The sequence below is a fragment of the Sporosarcina sp. YIM B06819 genome (assembly GCF_033485175.1).
Lineage (GTDB): Bacteria > Bacillota > Bacilli > Bacillales_A > Planococcaceae > Sporosarcina.
In genome coordinates this window covers 106,236-130,754 of the sequence record NZ_JAWLIQ010000014.1, presented here as the reverse complement: position 1 = coordinate 130,754, position 24,519 = coordinate 106,236, and the positions used below count along the sequence as shown (strand labels likewise).

Here is a 24,519-nt window from a genome sequence, read left to right as displayed (position 1 = left end):
GGACCGCTTCTTTCATTAACAGTAATTTTTCCATACATCTACTGTACTACAAGTTGAAAATTTTTGTCCACTTGAGGACACTTAAATGCACGTATTTACACTTATAAAGCTAACTGTTAAAACACTGGCACAATTCGAATTTGCCTAGTTTATTAGCGAACCACAGATTCCATGCCTCTGTAACTAGTGATCGATTGGAGAAATAGAACAAAAGGGCAACCCCCACAATACATCGGGATTGCCCTTTTGTTCTTAATCAACCGTAACAGAAAGCTCTTTCACTATGAGTGAAGGCGAGCCGTAGCCACCTGGTGCAAACTTCAAATCCGCCCCTACCTCTTCGATCCCCTTCATATAATCAAAGAAGTTACCGGCAATTGTCATCTGTTTAACGGGTGTTGCAATTTTACCGTCTTTAATATAGAAACCTGTTGCAGCGACTGAGAAATCACCCGAAATTGTACTCACTCCTGAATGAAGACCCGCTAAACTTGTAATGAGGATACCTTCTTTTAAAGAGCCAATTAAGTCTTCTTTGCTTTTGTTACCCGGGGCAATATACATATTCAATGGAGCTACAGTCAGTGTACTTTTATAGGACGACTTCCGTGCATGCCCTGTCGTTTCCACACCATCTTTTTTTGCCGTTTTTCGGTTATGCAGCAGCGTTTCAAGTGTTCCATTCGAAACAATCGTACGTTTTCCCGTTGCGACGCCTTCACCGTCAAAATTGGTACCTGCCAAAGCTTCAGGATGGAAGGGGTCGTCGAGCACTGTGAATGATTCAGCTGCAATCTTCTCGCCGACTTTCCCTTTCAATAAGGATAGATCCTTTTGCGTGTTTTCAGCCGAAAAGATCGGTGTAAACGTAGCGAGTAGCGACGCAGATGCATCATAACGCATAACAATTGGGTATTTTTTTGTAGGAATCGATTGCTCACCCAGATTGGACAGCGCTTCTTCCGCTGCTTCTTTCGCAATTTCATCCGCATTAAGAGAAGTGAAATCCTGCGTCATTTTAATACAGCTACCCGTTTTCATTTCTTCCCCGTCCTTCGCGACAGCGGAAACGAAAATGACCAATCCATTCTTTTTTTCATTCAATGAAAGACCTTTATTGTTCGCCATGACTCGTTCTCCGGAGTAATCTTGGAGCACACAATAATTCAGCGTGATGATACGCGGATCATACGCGAGTGTTTTCTTTTCAATCGACTTAATGAGCTCGATTTTTTCAGGTATCGTAATATTCGCAAGCTCTTCGCTATAAAGATTGTGCCCTGAATAGTTGTCGCTTCCTTCAAAAATATCTGTACCGTCATCCTCGTCTAGGACATCTGCATTCGCTTTTGCGCTATCAATCAAAAATGGGATAGACGCTTCCTCGATCTTTTCTGTATAGGCGTAGCCCATTTTGCCATTATAGAGTCCTCGTAAACCGAGCCCGCCTTCTTCCGATGTCTCATAACTATCAATTTCACCTTCAAAAATCATCAGTTGAAATGATTCGGATCTTTCATAATAGACTTCGACTTCTTTAAAACCGGCATCCATTGCTTCGGCTAATAGCTTCTCTTGAAATTCGTTGATTGTCATCTTTTATTCCCCCTTCGTCCCACCGACCGTAATTTCACTGACACGAATCATCGGCTGACCGACATTGACCGGCAAGCTTCCGCTAATGGATCCGCACATTCCAGCCCCGTGCGCCAAATTATTGCCAACCATGTCAACAAGCTGCAGTGTTTTCGCACCATTGCCAATCAAAGTTGCACCACGAACAGGACGATCAATTTTACCGTCTTTCACAAGATACGCTTCCGCAACGGCAAAGTTGTAATCCCCCGTTGCCGGATTCACTGAACCCCCACCCATATACTTCGCGTAAATACCATGTTCCGTCGACGCAATGATTTCTTCTGGTGTCGATTTTCCTGGCGCGATATAGGTGTTCGTCATACGGGACGTCGGATTGAAGCGATACGACTGGCGGCGTGAAGAGCCCGTCGCTTCTGCATTCATGCGGCGTGCATTGAATTTATCAATGAGATAGCCTTTTAAAATGCCATCTTCAATGAGGACGTTTTTCCGCGTCTTTTCACCTTCATCATCAACATTGAGGGAACCCCATTCGTTTGGAATTGTACCGTCATCGATATACGTCACAATATCAGGTGCCACCTTCTCACCAATTCGGTTCGCAAAGACAGAGTTATTTTTCGCAACAGAAGTTGCTTCAAGTCCGTGCCCACAAGCCTCATGGAAAATAACGCCGCCGAATTCATTGTCGATAATGACTGGGAATTTCCCACTCGGACATTCATCTGCTTCGAGCATCGTCACCGCAATGCGCGCGGCTTCGCCTGCATAATGATTAAGGTCCAGGTTTTCAATAAATTCAAAACCGGCATGTGCACCCGGTCCATAGAAACCTGTTTGCATTTCATTGCCATCGGAAGCCGTTGCCTGAATGGACATTCTGCTATAAACGCGTGTATCTTCAACGAATTTCCCTTCTGAGTTTGCAATCAGCACGTTCTGCTCCTCATCAATATAACGGAGTGCAACTTGACGGATACGCTCGTCATAATTTCTCGCAATGTCATTCGCTTTTCTCATAACGGCCACTTTCCTTGCATGCTCGACCGTTCGCGGCATTTGCGCGAATGTGTGAATCGGAGCAAACTCCTCTTTGAGCAGTGGATGAAGCATCCCATTGCCTCCACCTTTGATGGCAAGTGCTGCGCGTTTAGCCGCGTTCACCAATCCTTCTTCAGAGAAATCGGTCGTATAAGTGTATATACTCTGAAGTCCAGAGAAAATACGGATGCCGATCCCAAAATCACGACCGGAAATACTTTTCTCGATCTTGCCACTCTGCAACTCCATGGTGTTCGTGAATTTGTCTTCGATAAACACTTCAGAAAAATCGCCGCCTGTCGAGAGTGCAGCTTCTAGTACATTTTCAATAATTGATTGTTTAATCATGTCCCCATTCCCCCTTCACCATTTAATTATAGCGAAGACTCTATGAGATAACAGCTATTTTATTAATAATTTTGTATTTTCCCTTAATTTAATTTTCCACAGAAACTAGTCCGCCACAACTCACCTTTAGCTACCATTGCTTGCCCCTCCCACTGGTGGTATAATGGAAGCAGGATTATACTATCGAAGGAGTGATTGTCTCATGTGGTTCCTATATATCATGTTTACACTATTCGCATTCGTAATCGTAGGTAACGTTGCAGGTCTCGTTATGACATACAGCAACAATAAATAATTCTAGTCAAAAAGCCCTCTGTGAGAGGGCTTTTCTTATGCTGTAATATCTCGTTTCATAAATGTCGTATAACTAATCAGCAGGAACATAATAAGATAAACCGCAAGAACAGCTAGCGAAAATGGCATCGTAATATCTTCCACAATCCTGAAATTCGATTCATACATCGTCAAATCCATATGCGTGAAAACAATGTACTTCACAACTTCATACTTCGAAAGTAACATAACGACTGTATTGCCCATGAAATAGCTGAACAACGAAAGACCAATCGCCATTGAGCTGGAACGAAATACACTGCCGATCATGAAAGCGAATGTTGCTGTTACAAAAACATTAGCGAATGACAGTAACAGTATATAAAGCCCTCTGCCCCAAACAGATACTTCCACAACCTCCTTACCATTCCATACAAGCTCTTGTCCGCTGCCAGATTGGAAGATGACATAGGCGGAAATAATAGAAACACCAAAGCCAACAAGCATAAGAACGACGCCGAACAAAATAACCGTCACGTATTTCGAAGTGAGGATCTTCCACCTTTTCACCGGACGAGACAGCAGCATCTTAATCGTCCCTTGTGAAAACTCGGACGCCACAATCCCAGCCGCGACAATAACCACCAACAAAACAACGACTGAACCGATACCCGCTGAATCCATAATCATTCTTTCCCGGCTATTGCTATCTAGTGGCTCGATTGAATTAGCAAGTTGGTGTTCGTATACTTTTTCATTCCCTTCAAGTCGCTTGCGTTCATTGGTAGCAAGCGTTGGCATCGCAAGCTGTTCCTTTGTATATGCAAGTTCTTCTTGCACGGATACTTTCCAATCTTGTTCGCTGGAATCTTTCTTCGTCTCAATCCATTTCGTCAAACCGAACATTCCGACAATAAATACTGCAAGTAAGCCCGTCATGACCCACGTACCTTTTTTACTCCACAATTTCATCCATTCATTTTGTATGAGCTTCAGCAATCTGGCCACCTCCTGTCATTTCCAAGAACTCATCCTCAAGCGTTTTACGGTATGGTTGAACCGCAAATATTTGCTGTTTCTGCAAAGTAAATTGCTGAATAAGTGCTGGAATTTGTTCTTTTTCTGCGTTAATAATAAATCCATTTTGGTGCGATTCGGCAGTGAACCCTTCTTCCTTAAGAAGAGCCTCAGTCGCATCCCGCGGAAGTGCTTCGATATAATAATGTGATTCTTGCATCCCCGACATTTCTCGAATATCAATCAATTTCCCATTCTGAATAACTGCAATCCGATCGCACATTAACTCAATCTCAGACAGCATATGACTGGATACAAAAACGGAAACACCTTCTTTTTCCGCAATATCTCGTAAATGCATACGGAACTCACGAATCCCAGCAGGATCCAACCCATTCGTCGGTTCATCCAAAATCAAAAACTTCGGGCGATGCAACAATGCCTGCGCAAGCCCAAGACGCTGCCGCATGCCAAGTGAATACGTCGACACTTTCTCATGAATACGATTTTGCATGCCGACTTGATGGACAACCTCATCAATCCGCTCTTTCGTCACTGCCTCATGCATGCGCGCAAAGTGAACAAGATTTTTATAACCGGACATATATTTATACATTTCCGGATTCTCCACAATCACTCCGACTTTGGAAAGTCCCCCCTCAAAGTCATCCGCAAGCGAAATCCCGTCAATGATAACATCTCCACTAGATGGCTCCATCAGTCCAACCATCATCCGAATCGTCGTCGTTTTCCCCGCCCCATTCGGACCAAGAAACCCCGTAATTTGCCCCGGATACAACGCTAAATTCAAGTTATCTACAATCTTTTTCTTACCAATCGTTTTCGATAAATTCTTTAGTTCCACTACTGGTTTATTCCCCATTCGAACTTCCCTCCCTAAACAATGACACCATCCACGAGGTGGCATCTTTCCCATACACATCACGAATTTCGTCAACTGCCTCATACGCGATCATTCGATTCCCTTTCAACACCACAATTTCATCAAGCAATGGTTCTACTTCTTTTAATTCATGCGTCGACATAATAACCGTTTGCCTTCCTGAGTCCGTGAAACGAATGAGCCCTTTTGCAATATCATCCCGCACCATTGGATCGAGTCCAGAAAACGGTTCATCCAACAAATAATAATCCGCTTCGCGACCAAGCGTCACCGCAATTTTCACCCGTCCCCGATTCCCTTTCGACAACTGCTTTATTTTCGAATCAAGTGACACGTTCAAAAACGTTGCAATCTCCTTCGCTTTTATCGGATTAAAATCAGCAAACTGCGACTCGTAAAATGCAAATAGCTGTCGTACTGTAAAATAAGGATAGAACAAATCCGCATCCGGCATGTACGCAATATTCGTCGCAATTGTACGCGTTATCCGCTTTCCACCAAACAGTGCAGTCCCCGAATTCGGCGTCAACAAGCCCGCCATCAGCTTCAGAAGTGTTGTTTTCCCACTGCCGTTCTCCCCCACAAGACCAATCATTTTCCCCTGCGGTAGCGTCAACGTAATGTCCTCAAGCGCTTTCCGCCCACCGTACTTCTTTGAAACATTTTTCAGCTCAATCATTTTTTCCACCCCGTTTCTGTAAGTGCTGTATCATTTCAGATGTCGTAAAGCCAAGTTCCTCCACACTTTGAATGAATGACAGTACAAGTTGCTCCTTCATTTCATCCCGTAGCCTAGCGATTTTCGCTTCATCCTCCGTCACGAACGACCCCTGACCCCTTCTCGTTTCAGTGATTTCCATCTGCTCCAGCTCCTTATAGACGCGCTGCATCGTATTGGCGTTGACACCGGCTTCAATTGCATACTCACGAACAGATAGCAACTTCTCCCCAGGCTTCAACGTTCCTCGAATAATATCACCCGTAATTCGGTCGATGAGCTGCTGGTAAATTGGTTTGTCTGGAAGAAAATCTATGCCCATCGTTTACAACCTCACTTTCTTTTCGAATAGTTTGGACCCCGCCATAAAATAGAGTGCTACCATAACCCCATGAAGCACAATACTTCCGATTGTTAAAATTGCTCCACCAGGAACAATATAGTTAGGCTCCATCATCGTTATTGCCTCATTCAGAGGACCTAGTTCCTTAACGGCTTGAAACAAGCCCGTAAACCAAATCATCCCCCACGCATACGCCCAAATAACAAACGAGACAAACATAATAATGATGGAAAAAAACCAATCCATACGCGAACGAAACACCTGGTAAATTGACCAGAAGAAAAAAACGAGTGCCATTACATAAATGGAATTCAACAAAATGACGGCACCCACGCTAAGCAATAAAGCAATACCTTCTATAATAGAAACGGTTCCACCACCTGAATAATGAGCCACACCAATAATTGTTCCACACACTAAAAACGAACAACCTATAATAATCGTGATGAATAAAACCTTCGCTCCAACAAGCTGCCACATCGATGCCGTCGAATGAAGCCACACATCCGGTCGTTTCATTTCCTTGTTCAGGCTATCCAAAAACCATGACACCGCCGCGAGAAAATGAAGTAGAAAAATAAAAACCATTGTAGATTGAATATCGACCACAATCGTCTCCAGCACTTCAGGAAAATAGTGGAGGCATGCCAGGAATACAAACGCACTAAATGCTAAAACATAGGAAACAATTGTCCATTTCATCAGCGCCCATTCTTTGCGCACTAACCCTCTCCATCTTTTCATACGCTTTACAACCTCACTTTCTTCTCAAACAGGACGGTTGCAACAATGAATAGTAACACTGTAAAAATTACGTTAAATACAATTTCTCCCGTATAAAAATCCGCACCCGTCACTTCAAAATAATTGTTTCCAACATCTAGTTGAGGGTTTTTTAATCCTAATAAATCAATCGGTCCAACTTCAACCAATTTAGTATATATAGTCGAATTCCCCACTCGCTCTACTACCCACGATGAAACACCAAACAGGATAAACGAAACAAGTATTGCAAATCCCTTTATAGCTGGCTCCATTAATCGATACAGCACCCAAAAGAAGAATCCCGTGCAAAGGATTGAAAGCGAAGCCACAAATAAAACGATGATAAAAATACTGCCATAAAACAATAATGCATCGAACGTTAGAATAGATGGCGTTAAAAACGCATAGTGTAGCGCGAGAACGATTGTTGAACTGAGCAATCCACCCGCACCAATCGGTATCACGAAAAATACTTTTGAGCCAACCAATTTAAAAATAGAGGCATTCGAATGAAGCCATACATCTGGGCGCTTCATCTCCCTTTCCAACATTGTAAATAATGCAATTACCGGTGCAAACGCACTTGCGACAGCCCACATCGCACAAATGACAAGCGCCAGTTCAAAAACATCTACGCCCATTCCCAAAAATCGAGTGATAATCATCGGAAGAAACGACATCGTAGCAACGGCAAATAATGCAATCACAAGCAATGGCTTCTTCAGCGTCACCCATTCTTTTCTTAACAACCCATTCCACTGTTGCATCAGCTTACTCCCCTTTGTATCAGTGTGCTAGTTACATAGTACACTATATGCATGAATGTTGTAAAGTGATTTGTTAGAATTTTTTATAAAATGGTCTCTACACGGATTTCCCACTAAGTAGATAGCTAGTCCATCAGTGTATTCTATGGTATTTAATTAAACTAATAAGAATTACTTAACCATTAGTATCCAAAAAGGGTCATAGTGTTTCGATACACGGAAGACTATACTGAAGATACAACGTTCAAAGGAGAGATCGTCCATGACTACATTCCTGACAGGTATTGATCACATCCAAATTGCAGCACCAGCTGGCTCCGAAGAAGCCGCAAGACAATTTTACGGTGAGTTGCTCGGCATGGAAGAAATTCCGAAGCCGGAAAATTTGCAAGCCCGCGGCGGCTGTTGGTTCCATTGCGGCTCTCAAGAGGTTCATATTGGTATCCAAAACGACTTTACTCCAGCTAAAAAAGCCCATCCTGGATTTACAGTGAATGCGCTCGAACAACTGAAATTAAGGTTGGAAAAAGCCAACTATACGATTAGCAATGAACCACCCATCGACGGTCGTTCTCGCTTTTTCACCCACGACCCATTCGGTAACCGGGTTGAATTTCTAGAGTTTGAATGAAAGGATGAATTCCATGTACAACAACTTACAAGAACTAACGCAGCATATCGTATTTAAATACTTCGCGGAAATATCGGCGATTCCAAGGGATTCTGGCAACGAGCAAGCCATTAGTGATTTTTTGGTACGCTTTGCACAGGAGCGCAACTTAGAGGTCATTCAAGACGAGGCATTAAACGTCATCATCAAAAAAGTGGCGACAGTTGGCTACGAAAGCGCCCCGACTGTCATTATTCAAGGACATATGGATATGGTTTGTGAAAAGAATGAGGGCACAGTCCATGACTTTGACAAGGACCCCCTTCAACTACGAATTATCGGGGATATGCTATATGCCACAGATACAACATTAGGTGCGGATAACGGCATTGCTGTTGCTTACGCATTAGCGTTATTAGATTCAACGGATATTCCACATCCAGCTCTCGAAGTCGTCATTACGACAGAAGAAGAAACGACCATGAACGGGGCAATTGCAGTGGATGCTAGTCACTTCACTGGGAAGATCTTCATCAACCTAGATTCTGAAGAAGATGGTAAACTGCTCGTTAGCAGTGCGGGAGGCGTACATGTTACGCAAGTTTTACCGATTGAATGGGCTAACGCCTCACAGCAACAAGTTGCGTATCGCCTGCAAATCAAAGGTTTAAAAGGCGGTCATTCAGGTATTTCGATTGATAAAGGCAGAGGAAACTCTACTAAATTATTGGGAAGACTATTACATGATTTAGCCACTGAAATCCCTTACAACATTCAACACATCTCAGGTGGATTAAAATCAAATGCAATTCCCCGTGAAGCGCAAGCTGTACTTTTCATCTCACCTTGCGACATCAACAAGGTTAACGAAAAAGTCATGCAGTGGGAGCAAATTTTCAAAAATGAGCTCCAGCTAGCAGATCCAGGCGTATCCATTAGTGTTGAACAAAAGGATAGCCATTCGACCGCTGTTTTTTCAGCAGAAACAAAGCACAAAGCCATTACCGCCTTATTGCTCATTCCACATGGCGTCCAAGCAATGAGCACGGGAATCGAAGGACTCGTAGAAAGCTCCACTAATTTGGGAGTCGTTACAACTACAGATACAACGATACACTTTGAAAATGAAATCAGAAGCTCCATCAAAAGTGCAAAAGCCAATATGGTGACACAAGCAAAATCACTGGCGGACATGCTTGGCTGCGAAGTACTGATTGACGCAGATTATCCAGAGTGGCCCTATAACCCTGACTCACAGGTGAAGAAATTATTTGAAGAGACATATAGAGAAAAATACGGCAAAGACATCGATGTAATTGCCGTGCATGCCGGTATTGAATGTGGAGTCTTTATCGAAAAGATTCCTGGACTAGACGCCGTTTCGCTCGGTCCAGATATGTTTCATGTGCATACGCCCGACGAACATGTCAGCATCCCTTCAACCATTAATAACTGGGAGTATTTTATATACACGTTGAAAAGAATGAAAGTAGATTGACCTTTTAGGCTGCTTACCCCCGAATTTTTTGGGGACAAGCAGCTTAACTTTTTTTAATCAGTTGGAATAAAAAACTCATTGTTTTTCAACACTAAACCTTTCCTGTGTATACGTATGTGGACGAACTTTTATTTGAAGAGGTATGGAAAAAAAGCTGGTTACCCACATGTGGATAATTGACCAATTCCCCCTAAACGACAGCTTGTCCACATCCATTTGTTGATTACTCGCAAATATGACTGAATCTGTTAGTAAGTTGAATGGATTGCTTTATTCAGAGGTAAATAATTTCGTAATCACAATAAACCGGAACACAGCGAATGGGCTCTGTTCCGGTTTATTGTTTGTAGATGATATGAACGCAAATGAGCGAGCTTTGCTTACTTTTTCGCAAATGGGCGGAAACTCTAGTTGTTCATCTAACTACTCTGCGAATGGGCAGAGTCTCTTGCTTACTATCTAACCACTCCGCGAATGAGCAGAGTCTCTTGCTTATTATCTAACCACTCCGCGAATGAGCAGAGTCTCTTACTTACTATCTAACCACTCCGCGAATGAGCAGAGTCTCTTGCTTACTATCTAACTACTCCACGAATGGGCAGAGTCTTTTGCTTACTATCTAACCACTCCGCGAATGGGCAGAGTCTTTTGCTTACTATCTAACCACTCCGCGAATGGGCAGAGTCTCTTGCTTATTATCTAACAGCTCCGCAAATGAGCAGGAACTCTTTCTTTTTTTATAACTTAAGCGCATTGATTAATTCATTCGACATAAACATTCCTCCTTATTTTCTTGAAGGTAACAGTCTCCAGAAAGAACAAAAAAACCTCTTCTACAATTCAAGAAGAGGTTTTGGCAATTTCGCTTTTTGCTCTTCTTATCTTCAAGCTACAAGCATGACGCTTCGGCTTCTGGAATTAGCACAGTACTAAAAAGTCTGTTGCTGAGGTATCAAAGGGCCAGTCCCTCCACCTCTCTGGATAAGAAAGTTACGTATTTAGTTGGTAGCTCATACTTTACATGCCTATAAATAGAATGTCAATAGATAATGTCTAAAATATTTAAAATTGATATACTATTCGTTCGGATTAATGCTTTATCTCACTACGTAATTTTCGGTGTGCGCGGCGAGCGGGAGCCGTTTCGAACAGACTTTTTTCGGCTTCCGTTTCCGGATAAATACCCGGTACTGGCGTTGGTTTGTTGTTCTCGTCCATGGCAACCATCGTCAAAAATGATTCCGTCGTCAATTTAGTTTCACCCGTCAGTAGGTCCATCGAATGAACAGATACGAAAACTTCCATCGATGTGCGACCCGTTGATGTGACAATCGCTTCTAGTTCAAGAACATCTCCGACACGCGCTGATGATACAAAATCGACTGAATCGATTGAAGCTGTAACGACCGCCTTTTTGGCATGCTTCATCGCTGTAATGGCAGCAATTTCGTCGATATATGATAAGACTTTCCCTCCGAAAATCGTCTGTAAGTGATTCGTATCTGGCGGCAAGACCAGCTTCGTCTGGATTGTGCGTGATTGACCCATGGGTCTATTTTCTGTCATCGAATTCGCTCCTTAGTAGCATTACATAATCTAGCTATTGATTGATGGAAACATTTCCAAAAAACATTCCGTAGATGTATTATACACCCAATAGAGGGTTTTCCATGCCGAAATTTATTGAATTAAATCATGAGTTCGCAGCTTTTTTGCGAAATTAGACAACGCTCTCACGAAACATAACAACGTTGCACACACTAAAAAAGACACCCTGCGCAAGGGTGCCCTCTTAAACCATATCCGCCAATAGCGCATACACGCGTTTCATTTCTTCTTGCATCGTCCATTGATTGACCGCCAGCCAGCGGCAATGGATGGCATTTCCTTCAAGCCGTGTCATACCAGCCTTCAGACCTTCTTCGACTCGCAATGTTTCCTGCAATGCGCGCACATCAACATCCTTGGCATTCGGCGAAACAAGCCAAATCGAGCCGACATACATCGCTCCCTCAAGGACACCCATGCTACCGAGCGCAACATCACGCGGCGCAAAATGAAGCGAGTCAAAAGCTATTAACTCATCATCTACAAATATCTTGAAATTCGACCGGAACGATTGATAGTCAAAAATCTCACCGCGTTTTTCACGACCCGGTGCGACAATTTCGCCCCATAATACCGTCGCATCACTAGCAACACGCAGCGTCGTATCAACTTGAAACTTGGCGTCAACAAACGGAATCAGCACCTCAGGCATCCACTCCAACCGTGAACGTTCCGCGAGGTCGACCTCGATTGTAAAATGACAAGTATCACCCGTATGTGACGGGTAAATTTTCAACGCGGATTGCTGAACTAACCGTACCCGACTATCAGGCGAAAGCTTCACCGTGATATCATTGCGATCCCCCGACACCATCCCGCCAGAAGACTCCATTATGTAGACGGTCGCTGTCGGGTCGTTTCCTACGTACAATTCCCGACTCGCCTTTAGTGGAGGCTGTTGGTAAACATGTGGCATTCTTGTATAACCTCTTCTTAGTTCGAATGCCATGTCCAATTTCCCGTGATGGATGGCGCGGGACGGTTTAAGCATCCGCACCTTCGAGTAGCATGCTGTGCTTGATCCAGTCGACAACTTTATCAACATTCTTCTGTGTTCGCACATCCGTGAAAATATACGGACGACCATTGCGCATTTTTTTCGCATCGCTATCCATAATCTCTAAATCTACACCAACATACGGAGCCAAATCCGTTTTATTGATCAGCAACAGATCAGAACGCGTCAACGCAGGGCCGCCTTTTCGCGGAATATCCTGACCTTCTGCAACGTCGATAACATAAATATAGCCATCAACAAGTTCGGGACTGAACGTAGCAGACAAGTTGTCGCCGCCACTCTCAACGAAAATAATATCAAGGTCCGCAAAACGATTTTTCAACTCATCAATTGCCGCAAAGTTCATAGAAGCATCTTCACGGATTGCCGTATGCGGGCACCCGCCTGTTTCAACGCCTAATATACGGTTTTCTTCAAGCACTCCGTTACTAATTAAAAATTGAGCATCTTCACGCGTGTAAATATCGTTCGTAATGACCGCTACATTATACTCTTTATGCATCGCACGTGTTAGTTGGTCGACGAGTGAAGTTTTACCCGATCCAACTGGACCACCGATGCCAATACGTACTGGTTTCATTATAAAAAACCCCTTTCAATCCATCATGAAATAAATAATCTAGAGAATAGATACTCATGCTTCATCGAAGCTAGCTCTATCCCCAATGCATTATTACTAATATCATTTTCCGTCAACGTTAATACCAATTCAGCTGCTTCCGTAATGGGACCAATCAATTCATACATTGCCTGGACACCGGTAGTTTGTCCAAATGGTACCGCGCGTACTGCGTTTTGGACGAGTCCATTCAAAGACGCAAACAAATACGTCATGACCGCATGATGCGCACTAATCCCTGTCGTTGCACTATAAATACCGTAGAGAATGGCGTAATGTCCTTGAATCTCTTTCGAATCAATACGCGCTTTCCAGCCAACAAGAAACTCATCTTCGACTAGCGGAGATGCCGTTTTAATGAACTGTCTGCCGAGTTTCACACTCGCTTCACGTGATTCTTTCGCCAGCTTCATGGCCCCGCATAATTGCTCCAAATAGAGCAGTCGCTCCATATCCTGATTAAGAGCCGCAGCATAAGCTTCTTGAATTAAAATCGCATCCCCACGCACTAGATTATGAAATAGGAACGATGTACAATAAGCGACCAAATCCTCTTTCGTTCGGATGATGTCTTCCTGGATATACGTTTCCATCCCATAGGTCTGCGTGAAAGAGCCGATTGGAAAAGCGGAGTCGTGTATTTGAAACAGATGTAACAGTGCGAAGTCAGTGGGAGTGGCCCCGGTATTTGAATGGTTGTTTGAATCGTCTTTCAGTTGTTTCATATGCGACACCTACTTCATCTAGCAATTTATTCAACGTATGGTCTGCACGTACGATTACTTCATTTTCCTCAATCAATGCAGGGGTATGACGGTTACCTAGTTCGAAAGCTGTTTTACCCATCTCCGTCATGTCTTTCGGGCTGATGACGATAACCGGCTCCATTTTTGTACGCACAGCGATACGACGTTCGCTGTCCTCGAATAAAATATCACCGTATTGTAATGGCTGACGATTATGATGATGGTGACCGTGATCGTGATCGTGATCGTCCTCATCGTGATGTTCAAGTGACAATGCAATGTCTGTCCCGTGATCTGTTTCTCTACGTAAAATGCGTTTATTCAACTCTTCCCAGTCAAGTTCAAGCCACTCTGTCTTTTTACCTGCAATTTCTTCTTCTGTCCCGACATTACCAATTACTTTTGTAATCAACATTATGCATTCTCCTTTATCAACATGTTCAGTAAAAAGGGGCCGAAATAGCTGAAAATTTCTTTCCTGCCACTTCGACCTTCACCTCTACTTAAAACAAGAAATAACGTTGTGCCATCGGTAGTACACTTACTGGTTCACACGTCGCCAATACTCCATCAATCTTCACTTCATACGTTTCAGGATTAACGTCAATTTCAGGCGTTTCACTGTTATGCTTCATGTCCGCTTTCCCAATGCTACGGCAGCCTTTTACAGTACCAATCATTTTTTGAAGGCCTAGTTTTTCAGGAAGGCCTTCTTCAACTGCAATTTTCGGAAGGAATGTCATTGCCGCGTGTTGTGGTGCTTGACCATGGAAACCGTACATTTGACGACCCATTACCGGGTTTGGCGTCGGAATAGATGCGTTTGGATCTCCAGCCATTCCGTAAACACAAATTCCGCCTTTAATGACGACATCTGCTTTCACACCGAAAAATGCCGGGTCCCAAAGGATGATATCCGCGAGTTTCCCTTCTTCAATCGACCCAACTTCATGGCTAACGCCATGTGCAATTGCCGGGTTAATATTCAATTTTGAAATATAGCGTTTTACACGATAGTTATCGTTCCCTTTTCCTTCGTCTTGTGGAAGTGAGCCGCGCTGTTTCTTCATTTTGTCTGCCGTTTGGAACGTACGGATTGTTACTTCACCAACACGACCCATCGCTTGTGAGTCGGATGACATAATACTAAGGATTCCAAGATCCTGCATAATATCTTCCGCAGCAATCGTTTCAGGACGGATACGTGAGTCAGCGAACGCCACGTCTTCCGGTACATCGTGTTTCAAATGGTGACATACCATCAGCATGTCCAAATGTTCGTCAATTGTATTTGTCGTAAATGGTTTTGTCGGATTCGTTGATGCCGGTATGATATTCGGGTGACTAGCCAATCTCAGCTGATCCGGCGCGTGTCCGCCCCCCGCTCCTTCTGTATGGAAAATATGAATAACGCGACCATCAATCGCTTCAATCGTATTTTCAACAAAGCCCGCTTCATTAAGCGTATCAGAGTGTAGCGCAACTTGAATATCATATTCATCAGCAACCATTAAACTCTGGTTAAGCGCATCTGGAGTTGCACCCCAGTCTTCATGGATCTTCATACCGATTGCACCCGCACGAACTTGTTCGATAATCGGTTCAGTAGTGGATGCACTCCCTTTTCCAAGAATACCAAAGTTAATTGGCAAACTCTCAACTGCTTGTAACATCCGGTGTATATGCCACGCACCAGCTGTTAAACTTGTTGCTTTTGAACCAGCTGCAAGACCTGTCCCACCGCCGATAAATGTTGTCGTACCAGCATTAAGTGCAGTCTCGACTTGCTGAGGAGTGATCAAGTGAATATGCGTGTCGATAGCACCGGCTGTAGCGATGAGCCCTTCACCTGCATAGACTTCCGTCCCAACACCGATGATCATATCCTGATCCACGCCGTCCATCGTGTCCGGATTACCGGCTTTTCCGACACCCACAATGCGACCGTTTTTAATCCCAATATCCGCTTTCACGATACCTGTGTGATCAATAATTACAACGTTGGTAATTACCGTATCTAGGACGCCTTCGTTACTTGTGCGGTTACCATTTTGCCCCATTGAAACACGGAGCGATTTCCCGCCTCCAAAAACACCCTCGTCGCCGTACGATGTATAATCTTTTTCAATTTCAATCCAAAGATCAGTATCAGCAAGACGCACTTGGTCTCCTACCGTAGGACCGAACATTTTTGCATATTGATCGTGTGTTACCTTCATTTATCTTCCGCTCCTTTAAAGCCGCCATCTGTTGCATTATCCATGATAAGGTCTTTGTTATGTGTTGAGCCTTCCGTCAACGCATTCAGTCCGAACACATGACGTTTTCCGCCAAATTCAACTAACTCGACTTCTTTTTCTTCGCCCGGTTCAAAACGTACAGCCGTCCCCGATGGAATATTCAAATGCATGCCTACTGCTTTCTCACGATCGAATTCAAGAAACTTATTAACCTCGACAAAGTGGAAATGGGAACCGACTTGTATCGGACGATCACCAGTGCTTGCGACACGTACTGTTTTCACTTCACGTCCAGCATTTATTTCTATTAAACCTTCAGCTGTTCTTATTTCTCCTGGAATCATTATTGAAGCCTCCTATTTATTGAATTGGACGGTGAACCGTCACAAGTTTTGTTCCGTCTGGGAATGTTGCTTCCATTTGGACGTCCGAAATCATATCACCGACGCCTTCCATAACGTCTTCAACCGTTAGGATTTGTTTCCCCTCACTCATGAGCTGTGCAACAGTTTTACCATCGCGTGCCCCTTCCATGATGTAATGACAAATTAAAGCAACTGATTCTGGGTAATTCAGTTTGAGTCCGCGTTCTTTACGTTTAAGGGCAAGTTCCCCCGCAACGTGCAATAACAATTTTTCCTGTTCAACTGGTGATAATTTCAATTCAAAGCACCTCTTTTTTTAATTAGTAAAAAAACCAAATTTAATAAAATTCAGAAAATTGTTGTAGTTATTTCTTTGTTTACTTTGCATTTGCATGAACATACAGTTTGGGACAAGTGTCCCGGTGGATGGAACCCATTTGAATTAGGCTTGCGCAGAATCTGTCGAAGTTTGTCGTACCTACTTTATTATAAAGGAAAATGGTTTTTTCTTCAACTTAACAACATACTAAAGTCATCGGTAAATTGACCAGGTTTTTTACAATTCCTCTGGAAGCCTAACTTTTGCAGCATCCGGTGGAATGTCATTGGAATTGCATCACTGGATTTAATGATAATTCAAAACCTTACTGAATGAATACAAAAGATAGGTTGACCGAATCGTTCTTAGGCTAATCTTTTTCTTGTGTATTTATTCAGTAAGGTGAAAACTTTCATTTTCATTTTCATTTCACAACAAACCTTCGAGCTTGCTACTATCTACAATCGGGGCAGAACCTTTCTTGCAGCCAGGAGAAGCCATGTGCTAAGGACAAAAGGCATGGTTAAAGCCGGAAGTCCGAAAGGTAAAAGCAAAGTGGCTATACTTGCCGTGAGGAGTACGGTTAAACAAGCGCCAATGATACCTAAATATGGACCAAAGCGATGTGATTTCCCTTTAAATACGACAGATACAGCAAAAATAGTTAATATAGCGTTGTAACCGTAAAGGCCCATAAAGATCAAATGTGGTTCTCCGCCCAGTAGATACGACGTTATTAAAGCGACGAAATTCCCGATGATCGCGTAAAGCCCGAATTTCCATCCAGCCCAAAATACAGCAACAAAAAGTAGGACGCCTGACAGTGTATTATGAAGGAAGAAAATTTGTCCAATACCATTAAATGTTCCCTCTACCCAGTCTGCTTTCCCAGTCATATCCACTTCCCAATTAGATAAATCCTGGGGGACTAAGTCGGGAGTTAATTGAAACGCTTTTAGTCTATATGAAGCCAGCAGCATCAACCATGAAAGGACGATAAAAGGGATGGTAAGGACGGGAATTCCCGAACTTTTCATCACATGCATCATGGCGGCTGTAAAAATTGCTGCGATTGCCGCTCCGATTAGAGCGATGATCCAATGATACGGACCGGTTAAAAATAAAGTTAGCGCAATTCCTGTTAGTACGGAATTGTACCCGAATAGGCCTTGATTTATGCTATTTTCATCTGCTCCACCTATTTTCCCGATGATATTACCTATGAAAGCTGATAAAATCGTCATGATTCCCAATAATAAAGAGGAAGTTGTAATTGCCAATAGAATTAGTAACCCAGAAAAGGCATTTTCAATTAACAATACTTGGGAAATCCCTTTAAGTGATGCTGAAAGGAACGTCGCAACTGGCCCCTCGGTCCATGACTTGCGCATTACGTTTTGCATAATAATCTACCCTTCTGATATTTTTTATTCCGTATGAACAGGCGGCTTAGCCTTCGCCTCGTGAATGTTATCTTTCCACCAAACCACATTCACTAAACGTGTTATTCAGGAAGGGAACTTTTCACATTCTACTCGCTTTTTTATCGCTTGAAAAGAATTTATTTATGGAAATTAATTACTGCACAAAACCGAACTATTGCCAATATTACTCGCTATAAACCAGTTGAATAGCATTTTCCTAAACAAAAAAACCATCCCAATTTTCATCGGGACAGCTCAGGTACTGCAATGGTATCTTGGCGCGCCATCACTTGTTTATCATGTAAATGGCAGGCGACATAATGATCTTTCTCTTGCTCAAGCCATTGCGGCTTCAATTGTGCACAAACCTGCATCGCGTGCGGGCAACGTGTTCGGAACACGCATCCGGAAGGCGGATGGATAGGGCTCGGCAACTCACCTTGCAACAAAATACGTTCGCGCGCTTCTTCAATGTCGGGATCTGGAATCGGAATGGCCGACAGCAACGCCTCCGTATACGGATGAAGCGGTTTATCATAGAGCTGTGCACTCGTCGTCAGCTCTACCATATGCCCAAGATACATGACGCCAATTCGATCAGAAATGTATTTCACCATCGACAAATCATGGGCGATGAATAAATACGTCAACCCTTTTTCTCGCTGTAACCGCTGCAACAACTTGACCACTTGTGCTTGCACAGACACATCGAGCGCCGAAATCGGTTCATCCGCGATAATGAATTCTGGATCCAGCGCCAGTGAACGGGCAATCCCGATACGCTGACGTTGCCCACCAGAAAACTCATGCGGATAGCGATTCGCATGATCACGGTTCAACCCGACATCTTCCAATAATTCATGGACACGGTTGCGCATTTCCTCTTTCGTCTTATACAAACTATGCACTTCCATCGGCTCCGCAATAATTTCAAATACGGTGGAACGCGGATTTAACGATGCATACGGATCTTGGAAAATCATCTGCATCTTTTTCAGAAATCGTTGCCGTTCCCTACTTGTCATATCATGAACACTTTGACCAGCAAACAGCACTTCCCCGTCTGTTTTATTATACAGCCCGAGAATCGTTCGCCCCGCTGTCGATTTGCCACACCCCGACTCACCGACCAGCCCAAACGTCTCCCCTTTGTATATATCAAAACTAATGCCATCAACCGCTTTCAACTGCTCTCCACGGCCAACGTCAAAATAACGCTTCAAATCTTTCACTGACAATAAAACCGGTTGCGTCATACCCTTTCCCCCTCTGCCATCCCGTAACGCCGAACAGCGCACAATTCACTCTTCAAGCCGGATCCCTCAAGTTTCAACAACTCAATTGATTTACCCGTAGATGGCGAATGAAGAAGTAATCCATCCCCATAATAAAACCCAACATGTCGGACATTACCCTTCCCTTGATCATTGGCGAAAAAAAGAAGATCTCCTTTTTTCCAACGTGTTGGATTATAAACCGGAATTCCCTCGCCACCTCGAGCCTGATCATCGGCATCCCGCGGAATCGTATAGCCACACGCTTTCAACATACTATAAGTGAAACCGGAACAATCATAGCCGTACGAAGACATCCCACCCCAAAAATATGGTAAATCCAAAAAAGCAAGACCTTTAGTGACAGCTTCCGAAGCAGGCTTTTTATCAAACAGATGAATCGATGGAGCTGTTTCCACATCTCGCATCAACAACTTCGCTTCCCCGTCCGGCGTACACACACGTACATAGTCGCCCAACTCACCTGTATATGGCAACATCGCATTAAATGGAATAACGATGGAAGGTGAGCCATCCATTTGCCAAAGTTGCGCTTTCCCAGCAGTCACCTTGGCAAACCCTTGCGCGTGAATGGGTTTCGCTTCCTTCAACTGCACAAGTGGTACCCATCCCGGATAACCGCGCTCATCTTTTTTAGATGGTTGCCAAACAGCAATGATCTTCGCCCAATCGCCTTGGATTTCCTCGATAATAACCGGCTCGCCATACAACAACTGCGTTTGCACGCGATTGCCGTCACACAGATCGAGACGCACTGCAAACGGCAACTGCTCCAACCACTTTGTTAACTGAACAGGATTCTTTATGCCATCTTGATCGACGTCCCTAACAGATTCGGGTGACGTCCACACTGTCGCTACCGGGACCGCACAATACCACATGTTCACCGCCTCCACCATCCTTTCCGATAAGCTCCATTCCAGCGCTATCAATGCCAAGACCCGATGCTTCGGGAAGATGAATCATCCTTCCTTCGTATACAATGCCCCCCGCGACAATATCTTTCGCTAACATCAGCGGCGCATCGAAATCAAAGCGGGTAATATTCGGCTGACTTGCTGCAAAATGAGCGGCCGCCGTAATGCCGAGTTTTGTCTCGATCATACTGCCAACCATGCACTCCACACCATACGATTGTGCCAGCGCATTAATAGACAACGCTTCGTGAATGCCCCCTGATTTCATCAGCTTGATATTCAGCAAATCTGCCGCGCGCAACTGCAGAACCCGCAATGCATCCTTTGCCGAAAAGACACTTTCATCGGCCATAATCGGCGTCAGCGTGTTGTCCGTTACATATTTCAAACCCTCTATATCATCAGCACGCACCGGCTGCTCGATCAATTCAATATCGAGACCTGCATCTTCCATTAATCGTATGGCCCGGACCGCTTCTTTCGCCTGCCATCCTTGGTTGGCATCAAGTCGTATTTTGGGAGCATTTCCAACACGTTCGCGTATGGCTTGAATACGCATGGTGTCTTCACTGATGTCCCCAATCCCAACTTTCACTTTCAAGACATTGAAACCATCCGCCACACAACGCTCCGCGTCATCCGCCATTTCCGCAGCACTATTCACACTGACTGTAAAATCCGTTTCGATAGTCTGCCGACAGCCACCTAGCAATTGAACCAATGGCATGCCTGCCAATTGACCAAGTAAATCATAGATCGCCATGTCAACCGCTGCTTTTGCACTTGTATTACGAACAATCGACCGTTTCAGCACATGAAAAATTACTTCACGTTGCCGAATATTAAGCCCAATTAACTGCGGTGCAATCACTTCTTCGATAGCATATGTAATGCTACCCATCGAATCACCTGTAATGACATGCGTTGGTGGCGCCTCGCCCCAACCTACACGTCCATCGTCGCACGTGATCTTTACGTAAACAGCATAAGCTGTATGAACTGTCCGAAGTGCCGTCTTGAAAGGCTTCGTCAGCGGCACTGCTACCGGAACTGTTTCAATGGAACGGATTAGCATGCGTTATTCCCCTTTCATCCCGCATTAACTGCCCGTAAATGCCCGATTGGTTCAACTAACAATCAGTAGGGGATTAGGCCCCCCACTTATTGAAGTTTCACTTTATTCCACTCCTGGTAAAATCGTCAATGTCCGATTGTCCGCGTCAAGCTTCGCCCCAACACCTAGTGGTATCGCAAAATGCGGCTGGCAATGACCAATTTTGAAGCCTTTTACAACAGGTTTACCGAGTCTTCCTAAGTAATGGTCGAACACTTCATCGAGTGTAAGCGACACTTCCCTTTTCTTCGGCACCGCATCTGAGAAATCACCAACAACGATACCTGCTGCATCATCCAATTTTCCAGCCATTCGCAGCTGATTGAGCAACCCATCGACACGATAAGGCTCCTCACCAACATCTTCGATAAATAACAGCTTCCCCTTTGTATCTACTTCAAATTTCGTACCAATTCCACTTGCCAATAAAGACAAATTCCCGCCAACCAGTTCGCCCTGTACCACCCCGCCCGTCACCGTTTCAAGAGGTGCAATCGCTTCCGTATAATGAAGCTCCATTGGTTCAAACAACTGTTGGAACATTTTTGCAGACAGTTCGTGGAAAGACTCTTTTCCAACGCAGGATGCCAGCATCGGGCCATGGAACGTCACAAGGTTTGAATACAAGCCCATCGCTGTATGCAAAAACGTAATATCACTGAATCCCCAAAAGATTTTCGGGTTTTCCTGCATCAGTTGGAGATCAATCTTATCCGTATAACGCGCCGACCCGAAGCCTCCGCCCGCACAAATAATTCCTTTAATCGCCGGATCCGTGAACATGTCATGCAAGTCGTTCAATCGTTGTTCATCCGTTCCCGCAAGATAACCATGAATATTTTTGAGACTTTTTCCAAACCGCCATTTCAAGCCAAGTTGCTCCAAAAACGCGAGCGCCCGCTCCAAACTTTCCTGATTCGGTGGACTCGATGGCGCAATAATGCCAATCGTATCCCCTTTTTGTAAACGCTGTGGTCGAGTTTTCATGATGTCTTCCTTCCTTTTCTTGTTTTCATTTTGCGAAAATTATGGAGTTGCAATTAAAACTGCAAAGTTACAATTAGAATCCCAGAGTTGCAATTAAAATTACATCTTGGCATTCATTGTATAATTTCTGTAAAAGGCACAGAAATTATACAAACCGAACTCTTCGTTGTCCGGCTTGCAATTATAACTATGGATTCACAATCAGAACACTAGAGTTGAAGTTAAAACTACGCCTTGGCATCCATTCAAAAATCGCGGCGCCACAACGGACGCCGCGACTGTCACTTAGTTCTTATCTGTATACTTCAAATCTAGATAACCGACTGGATGACGTAAAATTCCAGAAACATTCGGCTTTTCAAGTGTTGTCTGGTTGTAAAAATAAACTGGGAAGACAGGCATTTCTGCCATCAACAGCTGGTCTGCCTGTTTCAGCAATTCCCAACGTTTATTGGTATCCGTCTCGTTTTTAATGTCCGTAATCAGTTTATCATAGTCTGCATTCGACCATGTCGTCCGATTCATAGACGAGCCCGTGATGAAACTTTCCAGTGCATTGACTGGATCTGCATAGTCATGCAAGAAGGATGAACGAGACAATTGGTATTTAAATTCTTTTTGTTCAGATGCAAAAACTGCACTTTCAACGTTTTGCAATTCTACATCAACCCCGAGCACTTCTTTAAATTTCGCTTGTAATGCTACCGCAATATTTTGATGGTTTGGGCTTGTGGAATACGTCAATACCACTTTCGGCAATTCCGTATAACCTTCCTCTTTCATCCCTTCCTCAAGAAGCTTTTTCGCTTCTTCCGCATTGAACTCAACTAGCTTACCAACCGACTCTCGGAACTCTTTGCCATCCGGACCGATGAAGCCATAAGTGACAAAGCCATTTGCTGGTTTCTCACCATTTTTCGTGACATAGTCGACGATTTCTTGTCGATTCACCGCAAGTCCGAATGCTCTCCTAATCTTGGTATTTGTGAAAGGTTCCATAGACGTATTGAATCGGTAGAAGTACAATCCTGCTTGGTCATCGATGTGCAGTTCAGCGCTGTCTTTCAACTGTTCCGCCAGTTCTGCCGGTACGCCCGACTCATCCAACTCACCCGATTGATACATCTGATATTCTGTCGTCGGATCATTGACCATCGCCCAATGTACTTTATCTAATTTCACAGCATCTGCATCCCAATAGTTTGCGTTCTTTTCAAATTCAAAGCTGACATCATGACTCCATGCCGCTAGATTGAATGGACCATTGCCAACAAATGTTGCTGCTTCTGTATACCATTTCGGATCAGCAGTTGCCACCTTTTCATTGATAGGGAAAAAGCTTGGATTTGTAATAATATTCAAGAACGCCTCATTCGGTGACGTCAATTTTACAACAAACGTCCGCTCATCCGGCGCCTTGATGGCAATATCTTCAACTGCACCCTCTCCGTTATTATAAGCTTCTGCTCCCTCGATGAAATAAGCTAGGAAAGCCGCAGGTGAAGCCGTTTCGGGATTAAGCATATGACGCCATGCAAAGACGAAATCTCCCGCTACGACAGGGTCTCCATTCGACCATTTCGCATTTTCACGAATTGTAAATGTGTATGTTAAACCGTCTTCAGAAACATCGATTTTCTCAGCCGTCGCCTCGACTGCCAAATGATCCTTCGACAGGCGCGTCAAACCTTCCATCAAGTTATTCAACGCACTCCACGAAACAGCGTTAAACCCAATAGATGGATCAAACGACGTCGGTTCCTCGCCGTTGTTCAAATAAAGGATTTTCTCCGCAGCCAATGGCTCTTCTTTCGTCCCTTCCTCTGTTCCCTCGTCTTTTTTTATGTCATCCTTTACCGGTTCCTTCCCGGCATCTTTCGTTGCTGTACAGGCCGCCAATACAAGTGTAAGCATTGCTACAATGACAAACGTCAACCACTTCTTCATGCAAAATCCCCCTCAGTTTGTAATGACTATGGAAGCA

24 protein-coding genes and 1 riboswitch are annotated in these 24,519 nt (G+C 44.0%); of the genes, 2 read left to right on the top strand and 22 right to left on the bottom strand.

What is annotated here, in order from left to right:
* Positions 1 to 252 precede the first annotated feature (252 nt).
* From R2B72_RS11310 to R2B72_RS11275, 8 genes are all read right to left on the bottom strand, one after another.
* Entirely contained in the window at positions 253 to 1,596 is a 1,344-nt protein-coding gene (locus R2B72_RS11310; protein ID WP_318616676.1) for a TldD/PmbA family protein, read from the bottom strand.
* 3 nt (positions 1,597 to 1,599) lie between these two features.
* Positions 1,600 to 2,988: a TldD/PmbA family protein gene (locus R2B72_RS11305; RefSeq protein ID WP_318616675.1), complete on the bottom strand. Its 1,389-nt coding sequence runs from the start codon at positions 2,986 to 2,988 to the stop codon at positions 1,600 to 1,602.
* 330 nt (positions 2,989 to 3,318) lie between these two features.
* Positions 3,319 to 4,269, bottom strand: a complete 951-nt coding sequence (locus tag R2B72_RS11300) for an ABC transporter permease (protein ID WP_318616674.1) — start codon at positions 4,267 to 4,269, stop codon at positions 3,319 to 3,321.
* Positions 4,238 to 5,161: an ABC transporter ATP-binding protein gene (locus tag R2B72_RS11295; RefSeq protein WP_318616672.1), complete on the bottom strand. Its 924-nt coding sequence runs from the start codon at positions 5,159 to 5,161 to the stop codon at positions 4,238 to 4,240. Before R2B72_RS11295 ends, R2B72_RS11300 begins: the two co-directional genes overlap by 32 nt.
* Complete coding sequence (locus R2B72_RS11290; protein ID WP_318616671.1) at positions 5,151 to 5,861, bottom strand: ABC transporter ATP-binding protein; 711 nt, start codon at positions 5,859 to 5,861, stop codon at positions 5,151 to 5,153. Before R2B72_RS11290 ends, R2B72_RS11295 begins: the two co-directional genes overlap by 11 nt.
* On the bottom strand, positions 5,854 to 6,222 hold the full coding sequence (locus R2B72_RS11285; protein ID WP_318616670.1) for a GntR family transcriptional regulator: 369 nt from the start codon (positions 6,220 to 6,222) through the stop codon (positions 5,854 to 5,856). The genes R2B72_RS11290 and R2B72_RS11285 overlap by 8 nt, the downstream gene beginning before the upstream one ends.
* Before the next feature lie 3 nt (positions 6,223 to 6,225).
* Complete coding sequence (locus R2B72_RS11280) at positions 6,226 to 6,987, bottom strand: hypothetical protein (RefSeq protein ID WP_318616669.1); 762 nt, start codon at positions 6,985 to 6,987, stop codon at positions 6,226 to 6,228.
* 5 nt (positions 6,988 to 6,992) lie between these two features.
* Complete coding sequence (locus R2B72_RS11275; protein WP_318616668.1) at positions 6,993 to 7,775, bottom strand: hypothetical protein; 783 nt, start codon at positions 7,773 to 7,775, stop codon at positions 6,993 to 6,995.
* A gap of 262 nt (positions 7,776 to 8,037) precedes the next feature.
* Between R2B72_RS11275 and R2B72_RS11270 the strand changes: the two genes are divergently transcribed.
* Positions 8,038 to 8,406 (top strand): VOC family protein, encoded by a 369-nt coding sequence (locus tag R2B72_RS11270; protein WP_318616666.1) that lies wholly within the window; start codon positions 8,038 to 8,040, stop codon positions 8,404 to 8,406.
* Positions 8,407 to 8,419: 13 nt separating this feature from the next.
* Positions 8,420 to 9,883: an aminoacyl-histidine dipeptidase gene (locus tag R2B72_RS11265; protein ID WP_318616664.1), complete on the top strand. Its 1,464-nt coding sequence runs from the start codon at positions 8,420 to 8,422 to the stop codon at positions 9,881 to 9,883.
* 875 nt (positions 9,884 to 10,758) lie between these two features.
* Positions 10,759 to 10,871, bottom strand: a riboswitch (SAM riboswitch).
* A 101-nt stretch (positions 10,872 to 10,972) separates the two neighbouring features.
* Here R2B72_RS11265 and R2B72_RS11260 read toward each other — a convergent pair.
* From R2B72_RS11260 to R2B72_RS11195, 14 genes are all read right to left on the bottom strand, one after another.
* A complete protein-coding gene (locus R2B72_RS11260; RefSeq protein ID WP_318616662.1) occupies positions 10,973 to 11,449 on the bottom strand; it encodes an acyl-CoA thioesterase in 477 nt (158 codons plus the stop codon).
* Between the two features lie 226 nt (positions 11,450 to 11,675).
* Positions 11,676 to 12,440 (bottom strand): urease accessory protein UreD, encoded by a 765-nt coding sequence (locus tag R2B72_RS11255; protein WP_318616660.1) that lies wholly within the window; start codon positions 12,438 to 12,440, stop codon positions 11,676 to 11,678.
* Positions 12,441 to 12,474: 34 nt separating this feature from the next.
* Positions 12,475 to 13,089: an urease accessory protein UreG gene (gene ureG, locus R2B72_RS11250; protein ID WP_318616659.1), complete on the bottom strand. Its 615-nt coding sequence runs from the start codon at positions 13,087 to 13,089 to the stop codon at positions 12,475 to 12,477.
* Positions 13,090 to 13,112: 23 nt separating this feature from the next.
* On the bottom strand, positions 13,113 to 13,853 hold the full coding sequence (locus R2B72_RS11245) for an urease accessory protein UreF (protein ID WP_318616658.1): 741 nt from the start codon (positions 13,851 to 13,853) through the stop codon (positions 13,113 to 13,115).
* Positions 13,795 to 14,289: an urease accessory protein UreE gene (locus R2B72_RS11240; protein ID WP_318616656.1), complete on the bottom strand. Its 495-nt coding sequence runs from the start codon at positions 14,287 to 14,289 to the stop codon at positions 13,795 to 13,797. The genes R2B72_RS11245 and R2B72_RS11240 overlap by 59 nt, the downstream gene beginning before the upstream one ends.
* Before the next feature lie 88 nt (positions 14,290 to 14,377).
* Positions 14,378 to 16,093, bottom strand: coding sequence for an urease subunit alpha (ureC, locus tag R2B72_RS11235; RefSeq protein ID WP_318616655.1), 1,716 nt, complete (start codon positions 16,091 to 16,093; stop codon positions 14,378 to 14,380).
* A complete protein-coding gene (ureB, locus tag R2B72_RS11230) occupies positions 16,090 to 16,458 on the bottom strand; it encodes an urease subunit beta (protein ID WP_318616653.1) in 369 nt (122 codons plus the stop codon). The genes ureC and ureB overlap by 4 nt, the downstream gene beginning before the upstream one ends.
* Before the next feature lie 16 nt (positions 16,459 to 16,474).
* The gene (gene ureA / locus R2B72_RS11225) at positions 16,475 to 16,777 is read right to left on the bottom strand and encodes an urease subunit gamma (protein ID WP_318616651.1); all 303 of its coding nucleotides are present in this window, start codon (positions 16,775 to 16,777) and stop codon (positions 16,475 to 16,477) included.
* Positions 16,778 to 17,256: 479 nt separating this feature from the next.
* Complete coding sequence (locus R2B72_RS11220) at positions 17,257 to 18,201, bottom strand: urea transporter (protein ID WP_318616650.1); 945 nt, start codon at positions 18,199 to 18,201, stop codon at positions 17,257 to 17,259.
* A 263-nt stretch (positions 18,202 to 18,464) separates the two neighbouring features.
* A complete protein-coding gene (locus tag R2B72_RS11215) occupies positions 18,465 to 19,478 on the bottom strand; it encodes an oligopeptide/dipeptide ABC transporter ATP-binding protein (RefSeq protein WP_318616649.1) in 1,014 nt (337 codons plus the stop codon).
* Positions 19,475 to 20,398 carry a C40 family peptidase gene (locus tag R2B72_RS11210; protein WP_318616648.1) on the bottom strand — a complete coding sequence of 308 codons (924 nt, stop codon included), beginning with the start codon at positions 20,396 to 20,398 and terminating at the stop codon, positions 19,475 to 19,477. Before R2B72_RS11210 ends, R2B72_RS11215 begins: the two co-directional genes overlap by 4 nt.
* Complete coding sequence (locus R2B72_RS11205; RefSeq protein ID WP_318616647.1) at positions 20,343 to 21,509, bottom strand: dipeptide epimerase; 1,167 nt, start codon at positions 21,507 to 21,509, stop codon at positions 20,343 to 20,345. The genes R2B72_RS11210 and R2B72_RS11205 overlap by 56 nt, the downstream gene beginning before the upstream one ends.
* Positions 21,510 to 21,611: 102 nt before the next feature.
* Entirely contained in the window at positions 21,612 to 22,535 is a 924-nt protein-coding gene (locus tag R2B72_RS11200) for an LD-carboxypeptidase (RefSeq protein WP_318616645.1), read from the bottom strand.
* Between the two features lie 285 nt (positions 22,536 to 22,820).
* On the bottom strand, positions 22,821 to 24,482 hold the full coding sequence (locus R2B72_RS11195; protein ID WP_318616643.1) for a peptide ABC transporter substrate-binding protein: 1,662 nt from the start codon (positions 24,480 to 24,482) through the stop codon (positions 22,821 to 22,823).
* Positions 24,483 to 24,519 lie beyond the last annotated feature (37 nt).